The organism is Archangium lansingense (genome assembly GCF_026626635.1).
In the GTDB taxonomy this organism is placed as follows: domain Bacteria; phylum Myxococcota; class Myxococcia; order Myxococcales; family Myxococcaceae; genus Archangium; species Archangium lansingense.
Genome location: NZ_JAPNKA010000001.1, coordinates 12914467 through 12930000, shown reverse-complemented (window position 1 = coordinate 12930000; position 15534 = coordinate 12914467). Strand labels below are relative to the sequence as shown.

The window sequence follows — 15534 nt, the reverse complement described above, 5'->3', positions numbered from 1 at the left end:
AATTCAATTTCTGCTGAGAGAAGTTCGACTCACCAGTGGAAGGCGAGTCTGAGCCGAGAGGCCAGGCGCGCTGGAAGCGGGTGACTCAAGCAAATGCATTCTTCTGGGTCCGCAGCGAAGAGCTGGGGCCTGGACCTTGGTCTCGAGTCTGAAGGCGTCGCCGGGAGGCGGGCCTGCGAGAGATTAAGGTAAGTAAGCTACTAAGGGCGTGCGGTGGATGCCTAGGTGCCAAGAGGCGAAGAAGGACGTGGGTGGCTGCGAAAAGCTCCGGGGAGTTGCCAACCGAACGTTGAGCCGGAGATGTCCGAATGGGGAAACCCAGCGCGGTGAAAACCGCGTTACCTCGGCCTGAATACATAGGGCCGAAGGAGCGAACCAGGGGAAGTGAAACATCTCAGTACCCTGAGGAAAAGAAAACAATGAGTGATTCCCGGAGTAGTGGCGAGCGAAACGGGAACAGCCTAAACCAGTGTCACGCAAGTGGCACTGGGGTTGCGGGTCCGCGGTAGGACCTTTGCCGGTTAGCGGAAGCACCTGGAAAGGTGCACCAAAGAGAGTGACAGTCTCGTACGCGAAAACTGGTGGAGGCCGAGCGGGGTACCCAAGTAGGGCGGGACACGTGCAATCCTGCCTGAATCAGCCGGGACCATCCGGTAAGGCTAAATACTCCTTGGCGACCGATAGTGGACAAGTACCGCGAGGGAAAGGTGAAAAGAACCCCGGTGAGGGGAATGAAAAGAACCTGAAACCGCATGTCTACAAGCAGTCCGAGCACTACGGGGCAACCCAGTGCGAGGGCGTACCTTTTGCATCATGATTCGGCGACTTAATGTACGTAGCGAGGCTAAGCCGATAGGTGGAGCCGGAGCGAAAGCGAGTCCTAAATGGGCGACTACAGTTGCGTGCATTATAACCCGAAGCGGGGTGATCTACACATGGCCAGGTTGAAGTGAGGGTAACACCTCATGGAGGACCGAACTCATGAAAGTTGAAAATTTCTGGGATGAGCTGTGTGTAGGGGTGAAAGGCCAATCAAACTCCGTGATAGCTGGTTCTCCCCGAAAGATATTTAGGTATCGTCTTGGGTAATTCAATACTGGAGGTAGAGCACTGGAACGGCTAGGGGTCTCACCAGATTACCAAACCGTACCAAACTCCGAATGCCAGTAATTGTTAGCCCGGGAAGCAGTCAGTGGGTGATAACGTCCATTGGCAAGAGGGGAATAACCCAGACCGACAGCTAAGGCCCCCAAGTCTAGTCTAAGTGAACACTAGAAAGGATGTGGCAGGTCATTGACAACCAGGAGGTTGGCTTAGAAGCAGCCATCCTTTAAAGAAAGCGTAATAGCTCACTGGTCGAGACAGGCCGCGCCGAAAATGTAACGGGGCTCAAGACTAGCGCCGAAGCTTCGGATTGCATGCGTCAGGCGCATGCAGTGGTAGGGGAGCGTTGCAACTGCAGCGAAGGTAGACCGCAAGGGCTGCTGGAGCGGTTGCGAGTGCTGATGCCGAAATGAGTAGCGATAAAGGGGGTGAGAAACCCCCTCGCCGTAAACCCAAGGTTTCCTGGGTCAAGTTAATCTTCCCAGGGTTAGCCGGAACCTAAGCTGAGGCCGAAAGGCGTAGGTGATGGAAAGCAGGTTAATATTCCTGCGCCATCTTGTAGACGTTGAACCGAGGAAGGACGGAGAAAGCTAGACGAGCTGGCCGGTGGTTGTGCCAGTCCAAAGGCGTAGGGGTGTCGCGTACGATGAAAAGGCGCGGCAGCTATCCCCGAGACCCCATGGCGTCCCGCAAGGGATTAGTCGTTGATGCTCGGCTTCCAAGAAAAGTTCCGCGGGGAGTCTACAGGGTGTCCGTACCGCAAACCGACACAGGTGGGTGAGGAGAAAATCCTAAGGCGCTTGAGAGAACTCTCCTCCAAGGAACTAGGCAAATTTCCACCGTAACTTCGGAAGAAGGTGGGCCTCTGGTAGGTGTAGGCGTACAGCCGAAGCCGAGAGAGGTTGCAGAGAAATGGCGGTAGCGACTGTTTACCAAAAACACAGGACTCTGCGAAGGCAAGAAGCCGACGTATAGGGTCTGACTCCTGCCCGGTGCTGGAAGGTTAAGGGGATTCGTCAGCCGCAAGGCGAAGCGATGATCCGAAGCCCCAGTAAACGGCGGCCGTAACTATAACGGTCCTAAGGTAGCGAAATTCCTTGTCGGGTAAGTTCCGACCTGCACGAATGGAGTAACGACTTCCGCACTGTCTCGGAGAGGGACTCAGCGAAATTGAAATAGCTGTGCCGATGCAGTTTACCCGCAGCAAGACGGAAAGACCCCGTGAACCTTTACTACAACTTGACAGTGACACTAGGGTTCGACTGTGTAGGATAGGTGGGAGCCTTTGAAGCCGGGCCGCTAGGTTCGGTGGAGGCAACGGTGAAATACCACCCTGTCGGATTCTGGTGTCTAACCACGCCCCCTTAACGGGAGCTGGGACACTGTCTGGTGGGTAGTTTGACTGGGGCGGTCGCCTCCCAAAACGTAACGGAGGCGCGCGATGGTTCCCTCAGCCCGATTGGAAACCGGGCGTCGAGTGCAATGGCATAAGGGAGCTTGACTGCGAGACCGACAGGTCGAGCAGGTGCGAAAGCAGGTCATAGTGATCCGGTGGTCCTGAATGGAAGGGCCATCGCTCAACGGATAAAAGGTACTCCGGGGATAACAGGCTTATCTCCCCCAAGAGTTCACATCGACGGGGAGGTTTGGCACCTCGATGTCGGCTCATCGCATCCTGGGGCTGGAGCAGGTCCCAAGGGTTTGGCTGTTCGCCAATTAAAGCGGTACGCGAGCTGGGTTCAAAACGTCGTGAGACAGTTTGGTCCCTATCTGCTGTGGGCGTAGGATACTTGAGAGGCTCTGACCTTAGTACGAGAGGACCGGGTTGGAGACACCGCTGGTGTACCAGTTGTCTCGCCAGAGGCATCGCTGGGTAGCCATGTGTCGATTGGATAACCGCTGAAAGCATCTAAGCGGGAAACCGACCTCAAGAACAGGTATCCCGGGCGCAAGCCCCTGAAGACCCGTCGAAGACTACGACGTTGATAGGCCGGGTGTGTAAGCGCGGTAACGCGTTGAGCTAACCGGTACTAATTGGTCGTGAGGCTTACTATACCTCAATCTCTCACAGGCTCCACCCCACCAGGGGAGAGCTGAGGGATTCGAGTCCAAGGTCGAGGCCCCGAGCGCGCTCCAAAGAGAGCGGCGCCGGCCCGGAAGAAGGCACAAGCTTCTCTAAGCAGAATTGAAAACTACCCTTTGTATGCACGAGTCACTCAGTTTCCGGTGGCAATGTCGGAGGGGTCCCACCCGTTCCCATCCCGAACACGGAAGTTAAGCCCTCCAGAGCCGATGGTACTCCGCGGGAAACCGCGCGGGAGAGTAGGTCGCTGCCGGATTTTTTTTGAAGGCCCCGAGTCCTCACAACACGTGAGAACTCGGGGCCTTCGCCTTTGCGGGCTACTGCATTTCTACGCTCTGCGTGTGTCTTTCCGTGGCGGCGCGCTTCCCGTGACACCCTTCTGCTCTTCTCGCTGGCGATGCACCTCCAGGCTTGCTTGATTGGTGTTCCACCCTTCAAGTCCAGGAGCGCCTTGCTCATGAAGCAGCTGCTGCGTCCCGTCCTCGGTGGTCTCCTCGCTCTCGCCATCTTCCTCGCACCGGAGCGCGCCGAGGCGGCTGATTTCCGGCTCACCCTCGGCGGCGACTACCAGATCGACGCCGGCGCCTTCTTCCACCTCACCGGCTCTGTCGACTTCATCTTCGTCGGCCCCCTCTCCATCGGCACGCGCTTCGGCGCTCTCCTCACCACCTCGCCCAATTCCCTCGGCGTCCCCCTCGATCTCAGTCTCCGCTTCAACCCCAGGCGCACCCCGCTCTACGTCGAGGTCCTCGGCGGTCCGTGGATCTTCTTCGAGGGGGATGTCTTCCGCGCCCATGCCGCCTTCGGCTTCGGCTACCAGGGTCGCTCCGTCAGCTTTGGCCTCGAGGTCGGCTACCTCCAGCCCAGGCCTCACATCGGTCTGCGCCTCGGGTGGCGCTTCTAGCGGCCACAGTCTGTCCTGGGTGGGCTCTCAGTAGTGCGGCGGCTTCTCGTGCTGCCTCGCGTCCACCAGGCCTGGTTCATCCTGCAGCTTCTTCTTCAGCTGCTCCACCTCCGCCCTCAGCGCGTCCAACTCGCGCTGCTGGGCGTACAGCACGTCGTTCAGCTCCTGCAGCAGTTCCTGCTGCTGCATGTAGCGCAACTCAAGCTCCACGATCCGCGACTCGTCTTCCATACCCCCTGGGATAACCCGGCTGCACGCTCGTTGTCCTGGGTTGCGGCTGTCTCCCCCTGGAGTGCCCCTTGGACGCCTCCCGATACCTTCTTCGCGCTCGTGAACTCCTCGAGCGTGGTCGGCCCGAGCTCGCTGAGTCCGCCTTGAGCGATGCCATTGATGCCGCCGTTCAGGCCGAGGACCTCGTCATGCTCACGCGCGCTCGCAGCGCTCTCGGCGACCTGTTGTTCTCGGAGGGCCGCCATGACGAGGCCGTTCCCTTCCTCCAGGCCGTTGTCCGCACTGAGATCGCTGATGGTTCCGTCGACCTCGAGGTCAAGGCTGCCGCTCGCTTGCTCCGGCAGATTCGCGGCATCCCCGAGTAGGTTGCTCGAGTAGGTTGACCCTCACCCCAACCCTCTCCCAGAGGGAGAGGGAGTTGACTCGGGTTCAACCTGGGATGCTCGATACCCTCACCCCGTCCCTCTGCCGGAGGGCGAGGGGTGATTGGGTGTGATTGGGGGAGGGGTTACGGGGTGCGGCAGGCGCTCCGCACCGCGTCCATCCGCTCTGGAAAACGTCTCTCCAGATCCATCCTCGTCGCCCTCATGTCGTCCATCCGCCCTGTCTGTCTTTGAATCTCACACAGCGCCGCCAGCGCTCTCATGTCCGACATGTCCAGGCGATCCGCCTCCCTCAACGCCTCCTCCGCCCCCTCCACGTCTCCCACTCGATACGCTGCCATCCCCAGGTGGTAGTGCCCCATCGGCAGCCTCGGATCCTCCGCCACCGCCTTCTCGAATAGCTCCCGCGCCTCCTCCATCCTCCCCTGCGCTGCTCTCACCAACCCCTCCTCCACCCGTGCCCTCGCTCTCCCCAGGTCCTTCTCCAGCTTCCTGAAGACCTCGATCGCCTCCTCCCCTCGGCCCGCCGCGCTGAGCTGCCTCCCGTACCTCAACCCCACTCCCACCTCCCCAGGCGCCTTCTCGTACGCCTTCTTCACCGCCTTCAGCGCCCCCTCCACGTTCCCGTCCCTCTCCGCGAAGTCCGCTCGGAGCAGATCCGCCCTCGGATCTCCAGGTGCGAGTTCCTCCGCCTTCGCCAACGACTCCTCCTCGCACCGGTTCATCCGCTGCCCGTGGCACACCCTCGCCAGCAAGAGCTGCGTCTCTAACTCCCTCGGCTCCCTCCGCTCCGCCTCCTTCGCCAGCTCGTAGGCGTCCAGCGGCGCTCCCTCCTTCAACAGCTCCGCCGCCTCCCTCAGGTTCGCCCCCGTCGCCTTCCGGTTCTCCTTCAGCTTCTTCAGCTGCTGGGCCCGCTCCGTCGCGTTCGTCATCGCCCTCGCGATCGCCAGCTCCTGCTCCGGCATGTTCCTCGGCATGAACACTGGGATCAGGTGCACCACGAAGGCCACCAGGCAGGCAATCAGCGCGCCCCTCAGGCTTCGATCAAACCACTGGCGCCGCGGCCTCCTCGGCTCCTGCGGCGCTTCGGTGGACTTCTCGGGACCTCGGTGACCCCGGGTCTCTTCGGCGGGCGGTGGTGGGTTCAACACGACTCTTTGACTCTAAGGGACTCGCCGTCCCCTCTGCATCGCCCCCCCGCCTGCTCCCCTGGTCATTGCTCGATACCCATTGCCCGGAGCAATCAGCCAGGCTCATCCCCCCTCAGGACACCGCCCTCAGCCGCGGCCTCGGCGTCTCCGGCAGCTCCTCCTCACAGCTCCAACACAGCTCGAAGTTCCCCGGGTTCTCCTCCTTGCACCTCGGGCACTCCACCGTTCTCGCTGCCTTCTCGCCGCCTTCCTCCACCTCCCCCTGCAGCTCCTTCGCCCTCTCCACCTCCTCCTCCGGCAACCACAACTCCACCCACGTCTCCGTGCTCGGAATCTCCCCGCCCAATGGCGACAAAGCCTCCCCTCGCACTTCCACCGATAGTCCCGAGCCCGTCAGCAATCCCGCCAGCAGCCTCGCTTCCCCCGCCGTCCGGTGCACCGAGAACCTCACTCGTTTCATGGCACCTTCTCTACCCAGGGCCCCTCCTGGCCCGCAACCCGCCCTCGCCGCCTCCTCGCTCCTCCTGCTCCCTCCCTGGTTCGCTCCTCGGCCGAGCTGGTAGAGTGTCCACGTCAGGGGGGGATTCATCTGCTTGGCTTGGAACTCACTCGGGAAGGGGAGGGGACTTCTCCGGTTCCCTCTCGGCGTTCCTCTATCCATCCGTTGCCGGACTCCGTCCCGCCGTCACTTCCCCCCGGAGACGCCGTGGCCTTCTTGCTCAGCCAGTCCCCTCCGTATGCCTCGCTCCCCTGGGCCCGCTACGGACTGGCCTTGCTGCTCTCCGGACTCGCCGTCGGCTTCCAGTGGCTCCTCGCCCCCTGGCTCTCGCCCTCTCCTTACTTCCTCTTCCTCTCCGCCGTTGTCCTCTCCGCCTGGTTCGGCGGCCATGGGCCTGGTGCCCTCGCGACCACCGTCTCCCTCGTCCTTACTTCCTTCTTCGTTCGCCCCGCCGGCGCGCCCTCTCTCCACCTCGTCTCCAGTGCTTTCTTCACTGGCGCCGCTGCCCTGTTGTCACTGGTGGCCTCCCGCGCTCGCCGCCTCCTCCATGAGGCTCACTCCGCCCGCGCTTCCGCTCAGGCCAATGGCCATACCCTCGCCATCACCCTGCGCAGCATCGGCGACGCCGTCCTCACCACCGGCCCCGATGGTCTCGTCCGCTTCATCAACCCCGTCGCCTCCTACTTCACCGGCTGGCGCGAGCTCGATGCCATCGGCCAACCCCTCGCGCGTGTCCTGCGTCTCGTCGACCCCTCCACCCGCGAGCCCCTCGCACCCTCCCGCCTCGCCCCCTCCGAGGACCGGCCCGTCCAGCTCGGCCTCCCAGCCCTCCTGCTCTCCAAGAACGGCGCCGAGCTCCCCATCGAGCACACCGCCGCCCCCATCTCCGACTCGCTCGGCCGCAGCCTCGGCACTGTCATCGTCTTCCGCGACATCTCCGCCCGCTTCCGCGAGGAACACGAGCGCGCCCAGCTCCTCGCCCGCGAACATGACGCCCACCTCGAGGCCGAGTCCCAGCGCGAACGGCTCGACACCCTCTTCATGCAGGCCCCCGTCGCCATCTGCCTCACCCGCGGCGAGGACCACGTCGTCGAGCTCGTCAACCCGCTCGGTCAGACCCTCGTCGGTGAGCTCCTCTCTCCAGGCTGCTCCGTCCGCGAGTCCTTCTCCGGCCTTGATCCCCACCTCCTCCAGCTCCTCGACGAGGTCTACCGCAAGGGCACTCCCTTCACCGGCCACGAGGTCCCCCTTCGCGCCGACTTCTCCGGCACCGGCCACCCCGAGGTGAAGTACTTCGACCTCACCTGGCAGCCCTGGCGCGGTCACGCCGGGGAGATTCGCGGCACCATGGGCCTATGTGCCGAGGTCACTGAACAGGTGCTCGGCCGCCGTGAGGTGGAGGCGCTCGCCACCGATCTCCAGCGCGCCCTGCAGATCCGCGACGACTTCCTCTCCGTCGCCTCCCACGAGCTCAAGACGCCCCTGACCTCGCTCCAGCTTCAGCTCCAGCTCCTCTGGCGCGCCCTCCCCGAGACCGCTGACGACGGCCAGCCGCACCCCGCTCGCAAGCGCATCGAGTCCACCCGCCGCCCCGCCGAGCGCCTTCACCAGCTCGTCAACAACCTCCTCGATGTCTCCCGCATCCGCGCCGGCCGCCTCGCTCTCGAGCACGAGACCGTCGACTTCGCCGCCCTCCTCCAGGACGTCGTCACCCGCGCCGAGGCCGATGCCGCCGGTGCCGGCTGCTCCCTCGTCCTCCAGGCCAACGCCCCCGTCATCGGCCGTTGGGATCGTCTCCGCCTCGAGCAGGTCGTCACCAACCTGCTCTCCAATGCCATCAAGTACGGCGCCAATCAGCCCGTCGAGATGTCCGTCCTCCAGGACGGCGACATCGCCCAGCTCACCGTGAGAGATCACGGCATCGGCATCGCCCCCGAGCACCAGGCCCGCATCTTCCAGCGCTTCGAGCGCGCCGTCTCCGAGCGCCACTACGGCGGCTTCGGCCTCGGCCTGTGGATCGTCAAGCAGATCGTCGAGTCGCTCGGCGGCGACATCCGCGTCCAGAGTCAGCCCGGCCAGGGCGCCACCTTCACTGTGGCCCTCCCCCTCGTGCCTCCTCCCAGCGGCCGCCCCGCCTCCGGCTCCCATCCCGCCGTCTGAGCTCCCCGCTTCGGTTGGGCTCTTCAGCTCCGGCTTCGCCGGCGTGGGTCCGGGGTGTGGGTTACTCCTCCTGACGCAGCTCGTGTGGCAACACCGCGTGCGCGTGTCTCGGCGCCCTGAGGTGCAGCTCCTCCGTCAGCAGCTCGTCCAGCTCCTGCAACAGCTCGTCATAGGGCGTCCCCTCTCCCTTCGCCCTCTGCCCCGCGTGCGCCTCCAGCCGCACTCGCGGTGTTTCCTCGTCCTCGAACGCCAGGCTCACCGCCATCCCCCTCGGCCCCCCAGCCACCGGCTCCAACACCGCCGGCGCCGGCTGCCGCTCCGCTTCCTCCAACAGCGGCCTCAGCCTCTCGAGCTCCTCCTCCGTCAGCTCCCTCTCCACCACCGTCTCGCCCTGCTCCAGCACCCGCAGGTGTCTCAGCCCCTCCACCCGCACCGCCTGCGCCCCCGTGTTCGTCCTCCCGCTGCGCTCGTACGTCACCGTCTTCACGCGCCACCTCCCCCGGCTACAGGCCCCTCACCCCTGGAAGTAGTCACTCCCTCTTCCCCTCGCATTCCTCCCGCCCCCTTTCCGACACTCGCCCTCCCCGTAGGTCCGGTGCCGCTCCTGCGCCCCACTCCTAGTTTGCCCCCTCCCGGGTAATCCCGCTCGGCTCCCTCTCTTCGAGGTTCGTCTCCATGCCCAACCCCAACGACCAGCGCTCCAACGTCAAGAACCCCAACAACCCCGACTACAAACAGGACCGCGATAACAGATCCAATCAGAAGAACCCCAACAACGACGCCCACCCCTCTCGCCAGGCCGGCGGCGGTGGTTCGTCCTCCCCTGGCCCCATGCCCGGCTCTCCTCCCGGTGAGACCAAGCGCTGATCCCTTCTGAGCGGTCCCTCTTGGGCTTTCGGGGTCTCCTCTTGGGGCTTCCTCTGGGGGAACCCTCGGCCCTCGATACCCTCACCCCGTCCCTCTCCCGAGGGGAGAGGGGCGGGTTTCTTGGGTGGGTTTCTTGGGCGGGTTTCTTGGGTGGGTTCTCCTAGAGTGGTTTTTCTGGGGAGCCAGTGTCCGGTTTTCCCTCACCCCAACCCTCTCCCAGAGGGAGAGGGAGTTGACTCTGACGCACCGCGTTCGCTTCCTGCTGCCTACCCCCCTCCGCCCCCATTACACTCCTGCCGTGCGTCCTGATTCCGCCGCCCTCTCCACCTCAGCTCTCTCCCGCCGCGACTCCTCCGCTGTCGCCTCCCTCCCTCTTTCTCCCCAGCCCCCCGCCCCTCGCTCCGAGCGCCTCGCCGCTCTCTCCTCCCAGGAGTTCGATCTCCTCGTCATCGGCGGCGGCGTCACCGGCTCCGGCATCGCCCGCGATGCCTCCCTCCGCGGTCTCCGTGTCGCTCTCGTCGAACGCGAGGACTTCGCCTCCGGTACCTCCAGCCGCTCCTCCCGTCTCATCCACGGCGGCGTCCGCTACCTCGAACACGGTCACCTCGGCCTCGTCTTCGAGTCCTCCATCGAGCGCTACCGTCTCCTCCGTCTCGCCCCCCACCTCGTCCGGCCCCTCGCCTTCGTCTGGCCCGTCTACCAGGGCGCTCGCATCCCTCGCTGGAAGCTCGCCGCCGGTCTCAAGCTCTATGACGCCCTCGCCCTCTTCCGGAATGTGAAGGGCTCCCGCAGTTTCAACGCCCGCCAGGTCTCCGAAATCATCCCCGGTCTCCGCACCGAAGGTCTCAAGGGCGGCTCCCGCTACTACGACGCCGCCACCGACGACGCCCGCCTCACCTTCATCAACGCCCTCGGCGCCTCCGAGGCCGGCGCCGTCGTCCTCAACCACGTCTCCGTCCGCTCCCTCCTCCTCCAGGACGGCCGCGCTCGTGGCGCCACCGTCGTCGACTCCCTCACCGGCCAGCAGCTCACCGTCCGCGCCCGCGTCCTCGTCAACGCCACCGGGCCCTGGTCCGATGAGATTCGCAAGCTCGACGCCGCCAACGGCGACGCTCCCACCGTCCGCGGCTCCAAGGGCGTTCACATCTCCGTCCCCCACGACCGGCTCCCCACCGACTGCGCCCTCACGCTCCTGTCCCCCGTCGACGGCCGCGTCATGTTCATCCTCCCCGCCGATACCCACACCATCATCGGCACCACGGAAACAGCCACCCGCGCCCACCCCTCCGAGGTCCGCGCCAGCCTCTCCGACGTCGACTACCTCCTCACCTCCGCTAACGGCTTCTTCCCCAACGCCCACCTCTCCCGCGAGGACGTCGTCAGCGCCTGGGCCGGCATCCGCCCCCTCGTCGCCAGCGCTTACGGCTCCGGTGACGCCGGCAGCGCCAGCCGCGAGCACGCCATCCACAGCAGCCCCTCCGGCGTCCTCGCCATCTCCGGCGGCAAGCTCACCACCTTCCGCGTCATGGCCCGCGACATGGTCGACGCCGTCGAGCAGGCCCTCGGCGTCCCCCACCGCAAGGCCCCCACCCACGCTCTCCCGCTCCCCGGTGGTGACATCCCCTCGCTCGACGCCGAGCTCGCCTCCGCCCGCTCGGAGGTCGCCCGCGAGGACACCGCCCTCCACCTCGTGCGCGCTTATGGCTCCCGCTGGCGCCAGGTGTGGGCCCTCACCCGTGAGCAGCCTCACCTCGCCGAGCCCCTCGTCCCCGGTCTTCCCTACATCCGCGCCGAGGCCGTCCACGGCGTCACCCACGAGCTCGTCCACTCCCTGTCCGACCTGCTCGTGCGCCGCCTCAAAGTCGCCTTCGAGACGCGAGACCTGGGCCGCGCCGCCGCCCGCATCGCCGCTTCCGACATGGCCCCCCTGCTGGGTTGGAGCCCCGACACCGTCGAGCGACAGCTCGCCGACTACTCCAGTGACGTGGAGCGTCTCTTCGGCATCGATCCCGCCGACGCCTGACGTCCACCAGCCCGCACCTGCCGGGGGGACTTGCCCCCGTCCTCCCTACCGCCCAGCACATAGGCGACCTACCGTGCTTCAATACGGAATGGGTCCGCCCTCCAGGCGTTCTGCGGACCCTTGTCCTCCGCCCGGTACCGCCAGGCGGTGCCATCCCCCCAGGACGGGGGTAAGGAGACGTACACATGAGGCGATTGGTGCTGTTGGGGCTTCTGGGTCTGGGTGTGAGCGGTTGTCTCATTGACCCCGCCGAGGACGACGACATCGATCCGCTGGAGAAGCCGCTCTGCCCCGAGCTCGTCGTCGAGCCCCTGAGTCGCCCCTCCAACAGCGCGACCCTGAGCACCGCCTCCTCCGCGCTGAGCTCCACCCCCAACGCCTCTCAGCCCATGCTGGTGCGCTTCCGGAAGCAGACCGGTGTGCGCTCCGCCGCCGCACTCCGCCAGCGCGAGGACAAGGTTCGCAAGCTCGGCCGCCTCAAGTACCACTGGTCTTCTCTCGACACCGCGGCCCTCTCCCTCACCTCCGAGGAGCAGGCCCAGCTCGCCCAGGACCCCGACGTCCTCTCCATCACTCCGGACCGGACCGTGCACGCGCTCGGCGTCTCGCCCCGGCTGCCCGTACCCGCCCTGCTCGGCGCTACGAGCACCACCGGCTCCCCCACCGAGTACACCTGGGCCGTCCAGATGACCCAGGCCAACAAGGTTTGGGATGACAACAATGACGGCGTGCTCGACACCGGCGCTCCCAACGGCTCCGGCATCACCGTGTGCGTCATCGACAGCGGCATCGATCCCAATCACGCCGAGCTGAAGGCCGCTTACGCCGGCGGCCGGGACTTCGTCGACGGGGACGATACGCCCGATGACAAGGACTCGTCGGGCGCGTGGGGCGGAGGCCATGGCACCCACGTGGCTGGCACCATCCTCGCCCAGCTCGGCTCCGGCGGACAGGTGAACCCCAATGACCCCAGCCTGAGCCCCAGCGGCATGGTGGGCCTGGCCCCTGGTGCCCGGCTCCTCGTCGCCCGCGTGCTCGACGAGCGCGGCGATGGGCGGACCTCCGATGTCATCGAGGCGCTCTCGTGGTGCCGCACCGCGGGCGCCAACATCGTCTCGCTCTCGCTCGGCTCGTCCAGCTCGGATCCGGCCGAGGAGGAGGCTTTCCAGACGAGCTGGGCCGCCGGCGTCCTGGCCATCGCGGCCAGCGGCAACGGAGGGGAGATCGCCACCCCGGAGTCGAAGGTCTACCCGGCTGCCTACAGCACAGTGATTGCCGTGGGCGCGGTGGATGCCGACAAGAAGCACCCCAAGTTCTCGCAGGGCGGTGAGCACCTGAGCCTGGTGGCCCCCGGCGTCAACATCTACTCCACCTACCCGACGGGCCGCTCGCCCTTCGCCTCCCTGGAGGCCGGCGGCACCTTCTACACCTCGGGCGCCTTCGACTACGTCCCCTTCGCGGAGTACGAGGGCAAGCTCGTCGACTGCGGCCTGGGCGTGGGCATGCGCTCGTGCCCCGGTGCCACCTGCGAGGGCTTCGTCGCCTACGTGGATCGCGGTGACATCACCTTCAACGAGAAGGTGCGCAACGTGCGTTCCCAGGGCGCGCGCGCCGTCATCGTCGGCAACAACAACCCGGAGGACGACGACACGCTGAGCTTCACGCTGGGCAACGCCGCCACCTGGCCGCCCGTGACGGCCGTGCCCACCACCACCGTGCCCATCATCCGCGCCCAGCTTGGCAACACCGTGCGCGTGGGCATCCGCGGTGGTGACTACTCGTACAGCACTGGCACCTCCATGGCCACGCCCCACGTCTCCGCCGTGGCCGCGCTGGTGTGGAGCGCCAATAGCCAGCTCACCAACGCCGACGTGCGCCGCATCCTCGAGAGCACCGCGGAGGACCTCGTCGACTCCGGTGCGCCTGAGTCCCACGAGGGCAAGGACGTCGTCTTCGGCTACGGCCTCGTGCAGGCCAAGGCCGCCGTGGACCAGGCCATCCGCGAGCGCAAGTAACTCCGACTCCGGGACTGGTGCGTCCCTCGGCGCTCCCGTGTCATACGGGAGCGCCCGCGCCAGCCCCGGGGCCTCCTGCGCTCAGCGCGCGAGCTCTGCGTCGATGGCCTCGACGAACTGCTCCACCGGGCGCGCCCCCACCAGCGCCGTGTCGTTGATGAAGAAGGTGGGCGTGCCCGCCACGCCTCGCTGGCGCGCCTCCACCACCTCCGCATCCAGGTAGTTGTTGTAGGCGCCGCTATCCAGCGTGCGCTCGAAGCGCTCCACGTCCAGCTTCAGCTTCTTCGCCAGCTTCACCAGCGAGGCCCGGTCCAGCTCCTTCTGCTGCTGGAAGAGCGCGTCGTGGTACTCCCAGAAGCGGCCCTGCTCCGCCGCCGCCATGCTCGCCGACGCCGCCAGCCGTGCGTTCTCGTGGAAGGGCAGCGGCGAGTGCCGGAAGACAACGCGGATGCGGTCCCCGTACTTCTCGCGCAGCTGCTTGAGCGTGGCACTGCCCTTCGAGCAGAAGGGGCACTCAAAGTCAGACCACACCTCCACCGTTACCTTCGCGTCCGCCGGGCCCTGGCTCGGGGCCTCGCGACGGGGCGTGGCCGCTCGCGGCGCCTCGGCGTGGGGAACCTTGCCCTTCGGACAGTTGCCATCACAGGCCTGGGCGGACGACACGGGGACAAAACCAGACACGAACGCGCCGACGAGCGCGGCGGTGAGCATGCGCTTCATGAGAGACCTCTGGAGTGAATGGGATTCGCCAGGACCCGGGCGGGTGCGGCGGCGGGTTTGTCCTGCTCGCCCCTGGCCCTCAAGAGTGGCGCATGCGGCGCGCGAGTTTCAGCGCGCCATTTTTTCCTTCATTTCTCAGGGCAGCGGCTGCGCGGGCGACGCCAGCAGGCACGCACCGAAACGCGCCTCGACCCGCGCCACGGCCTCGACGCTCGGGTCCATGCACGCCGGCACCTGCGCGATGGAGATGAGGCCCTCGCTCCACGCGTCCTCGGAGGACATGGAGGCGAACGCGGAGAGCGACGTCTGATGCGAGCGCGGCATCATGCTCAGGGCCATGAAGGCCACCGCCGCCGCGGCTCCCATCATCGCCACCAGCCCTCCGCGGTGCTCCCTTCGAGCCTGACGCGGCGCGGGCGTCGGACGCAGCCTCGCCTCCAGGGCCTCGAAGCTCAGCGCCGGACGCGACGGCATGCGCCGGGCCCGCTGCGCCATCCATCCCCGCTCCGTGCGCAGCCATGCCAGCGCCCGTGTGCACGTGGCACAGCTCGCCGCATGCGCGCTCACGCGTTCGGCTTCCTCTGGGGAGAGCTCTCCGGCGAGCAGCGCGTCCAGGTCTGACTCGCGGCAAGGGGTGCTCATGAATGACCTCCATTTCCGATGTGCCCAGAGAGCCGCTCGCGCAGCTGCAGCCGTGCACGGTGAATCTCGTTCTTCACCTTGGGAAGGGACCAGCCCATCACCTGGGCGATGTCCTCGTACGCCAGCCCATGGTCAATGCGTAGCAACAGCGCCGAGCGCCGCTCCTCGCGCAGCTCCCCGAGCGCCTCCGCCAACAGCCCCTCCATCTCCCGGTCCAACAGCATGTCCTCCGGCGTGGGAGAGGGCAGGGCGGCCTCTAATAGCGACTCGTGCTCCTGGTCGGCGATGTCCAGGTGCGTGCCCCGGGACCGGCGCGACTCGAGGTAGATGTGACGGGCAATCCCCAGCAGCCACGAGGCCAGGCGCGCATCGTCGCGCAGCGCGCCGAGCTTCCCGTGCGCCCGGACGAAGGTCTCCTGGGTGGCCTCGTCCGCGGCGGCGTCGTCCCGAAAGAGGTCTCGCAGGAAGCGCCAGACGGCCGGGGAGTGCTGCTCGAAGAGGGAGCGAAAGGCGACCGGATCCCCCCGACGCGCGCGCGTGAGCAGCCGGCGCTCGGCCTCCTCCGCCGAGGACGCGCCGCCGACGAGGGGAATTCGGACCGCGAAAAGGTGGCTCACGCGCCGTGGTGACATGAAGCCGCCGGGAGTTTCACCGCTCGTTCTCTTTCATACCGGCCCGGTGCGTCAAATCGGCCACGCCCGGCCCGAGAGCCGCCAGGGAGGCGGGGTGCTGCTTCAGGCCGGGTGTGTCTC

Annotated in this window: 13 protein-coding genes and 2 rRNA genes; 8 read left to right on the top strand and 7 right to left on the bottom strand. The window is 66.0% G+C overall.

Translation table 11 applies throughout. The annotated features are described in order from the left end of the window. Positions 1-190 precede the first annotated feature (190 nt). The 3 genes from OV287_RS52050 (at position 191) to OV287_RS52040 (ending at position 4091) form a co-directional block, all read left to right on the top strand. Positions 191-3159: ribosomal RNA gene (locus OV287_RS52050) — 23S ribosomal RNA — on the top strand. A gap of 167 nt (positions 3160-3326) precedes the next feature. Continuing rightward, positions 3327-3443: ribosomal RNA gene (gene rrf / locus OV287_RS52045) — 5S ribosomal RNA — on the top strand. Between the two features lie 201 nt (positions 3444-3644). Next, on the top strand, positions 3645-4091 hold the full coding sequence (locus tag OV287_RS52040; RefSeq protein WP_267541561.1) for a hypothetical protein: 447 nt from the start codon (positions 3645-3647) through the stop codon (positions 4089-4091). Positions 4092-4118: 27 nt separating this feature from the next. Here OV287_RS52040 and OV287_RS52035 read toward each other — a convergent pair whose 3' ends face one another. Then, entirely contained in the window at positions 4119-4322 is a 204-nt protein-coding gene (locus OV287_RS52035) for a SlyX family protein (protein WP_267541560.1), read from the bottom strand. A 143-nt stretch (positions 4323-4465) separates the two neighbouring features. Here OV287_RS52035 and OV287_RS52030 point away from each other — a divergent pair, with 143 nt between their 5' ends. After that, a complete protein-coding gene (locus OV287_RS52030; RefSeq protein WP_267541559.1) occupies positions 4466-4687 on the top strand; it encodes a hypothetical protein in 222 nt (73 codons plus the stop codon). Positions 4688-4830: 143 nt separating this feature from the next. On the opposite strand, the gene OV287_RS52025 is transcribed toward OV287_RS52030, so the two are convergent. Together OV287_RS52025 and OV287_RS52020 are read right to left on the bottom strand one after the other, a co-directional pair. Beyond that, the gene (locus tag OV287_RS52025; protein WP_267541558.1) at positions 4831-5856 is read right to left on the bottom strand and encodes a tetratricopeptide repeat protein; all 1026 of its coding nucleotides are present in this window, start codon (positions 5854-5856) and stop codon (positions 4831-4833) included. A 112-nt stretch (positions 5857-5968) separates the two neighbouring features. After that, the gene (locus OV287_RS52020; RefSeq protein ID WP_267541557.1) at positions 5969-6316 is read right to left on the bottom strand and encodes a putative signal transducing protein; all 348 of its coding nucleotides are present in this window, start codon (positions 6314-6316) and stop codon (positions 5969-5971) included. 246 nt (positions 6317-6562) lie between these two features. Here OV287_RS52020 and OV287_RS52015 point away from each other — a divergent pair, with 246 nt between their 5' ends. Beyond that, positions 6563-8515, top strand: a complete 1953-nt coding sequence (locus OV287_RS52015; RefSeq protein ID WP_267541556.1) for a sensor histidine kinase — start codon at positions 6563-6565, stop codon at positions 8513-8515. 61 nt (positions 8516-8576) lie between these two features. Here the strand turns inward: OV287_RS52015 and OV287_RS52010 are convergent, their stop codons facing one another. Then, a complete protein-coding gene (locus OV287_RS52010; RefSeq protein WP_267541555.1) occupies positions 8577-9002 on the bottom strand; it encodes a hypothetical protein in 426 nt (141 codons plus the stop codon). 188 nt (positions 9003-9190) lie between these two features. Here OV287_RS52010 and OV287_RS52005 point away from each other — a divergent pair, with 188 nt between their 5' ends. The 3 genes from OV287_RS52005 to OV287_RS56300 all read left to right on the top strand — a co-directional run bounded on the left by OV287_RS52005 (position 9191) and on the right by OV287_RS56300 (position 13420). After that, positions 9191-9382 (top strand): hypothetical protein, encoded by a 192-nt coding sequence (locus OV287_RS52005; RefSeq protein WP_267541554.1) that lies wholly within the window; start codon positions 9191-9193, stop codon positions 9380-9382. A gap of 298 nt (positions 9383-9680) precedes the next feature. Further along, positions 9681-11405 carry a glycerol-3-phosphate dehydrogenase/oxidase gene (locus OV287_RS52000; protein WP_267541553.1) on the top strand — a complete coding sequence of 575 codons (1725 nt, stop codon included), beginning with the start codon at positions 9681-9683 and terminating at the stop codon, positions 11403-11405. A gap of 185 nt (positions 11406-11590) precedes the next feature. Beyond that, a complete protein-coding gene (locus OV287_RS56300) occupies positions 11591-13420 on the top strand; it encodes a S8 family serine peptidase (protein ID WP_308809808.1) in 1830 nt (609 codons plus the stop codon). 81 nt (positions 13421-13501) lie between these two features. Here the strand turns inward: OV287_RS56300 and OV287_RS51985 are convergent, their stop codons facing one another. The 3 genes from OV287_RS51985 to OV287_RS51975 all read right to left on the bottom strand — a co-directional run bounded on the left by OV287_RS51985 (position 13502) and on the right by OV287_RS51975 (position 15399). Continuing rightward, the gene (locus OV287_RS51985) at positions 13502-14140 is read right to left on the bottom strand and encodes a DsbA family protein (protein WP_267541552.1); all 639 of its coding nucleotides are present in this window, start codon (positions 14138-14140) and stop codon (positions 13502-13504) included. A 135-nt stretch (positions 14141-14275) separates the two neighbouring features. After that, the gene (locus OV287_RS51980; protein WP_267541551.1) at positions 14276-14782 is read right to left on the bottom strand and encodes an anti-sigma factor family protein; all 507 of its coding nucleotides are present in this window, start codon (positions 14780-14782) and stop codon (positions 14276-14278) included. Continuing rightward, positions 14779-15399, bottom strand: a complete 621-nt coding sequence (locus OV287_RS51975) for an RNA polymerase sigma factor (RefSeq protein WP_267541550.1) — start codon at positions 15397-15399, stop codon at positions 14779-14781. The genes OV287_RS51980 and OV287_RS51975 overlap by 4 nt, the downstream gene beginning before the upstream one ends. Positions 15400-15534: the final 135 nt, after the last annotated feature.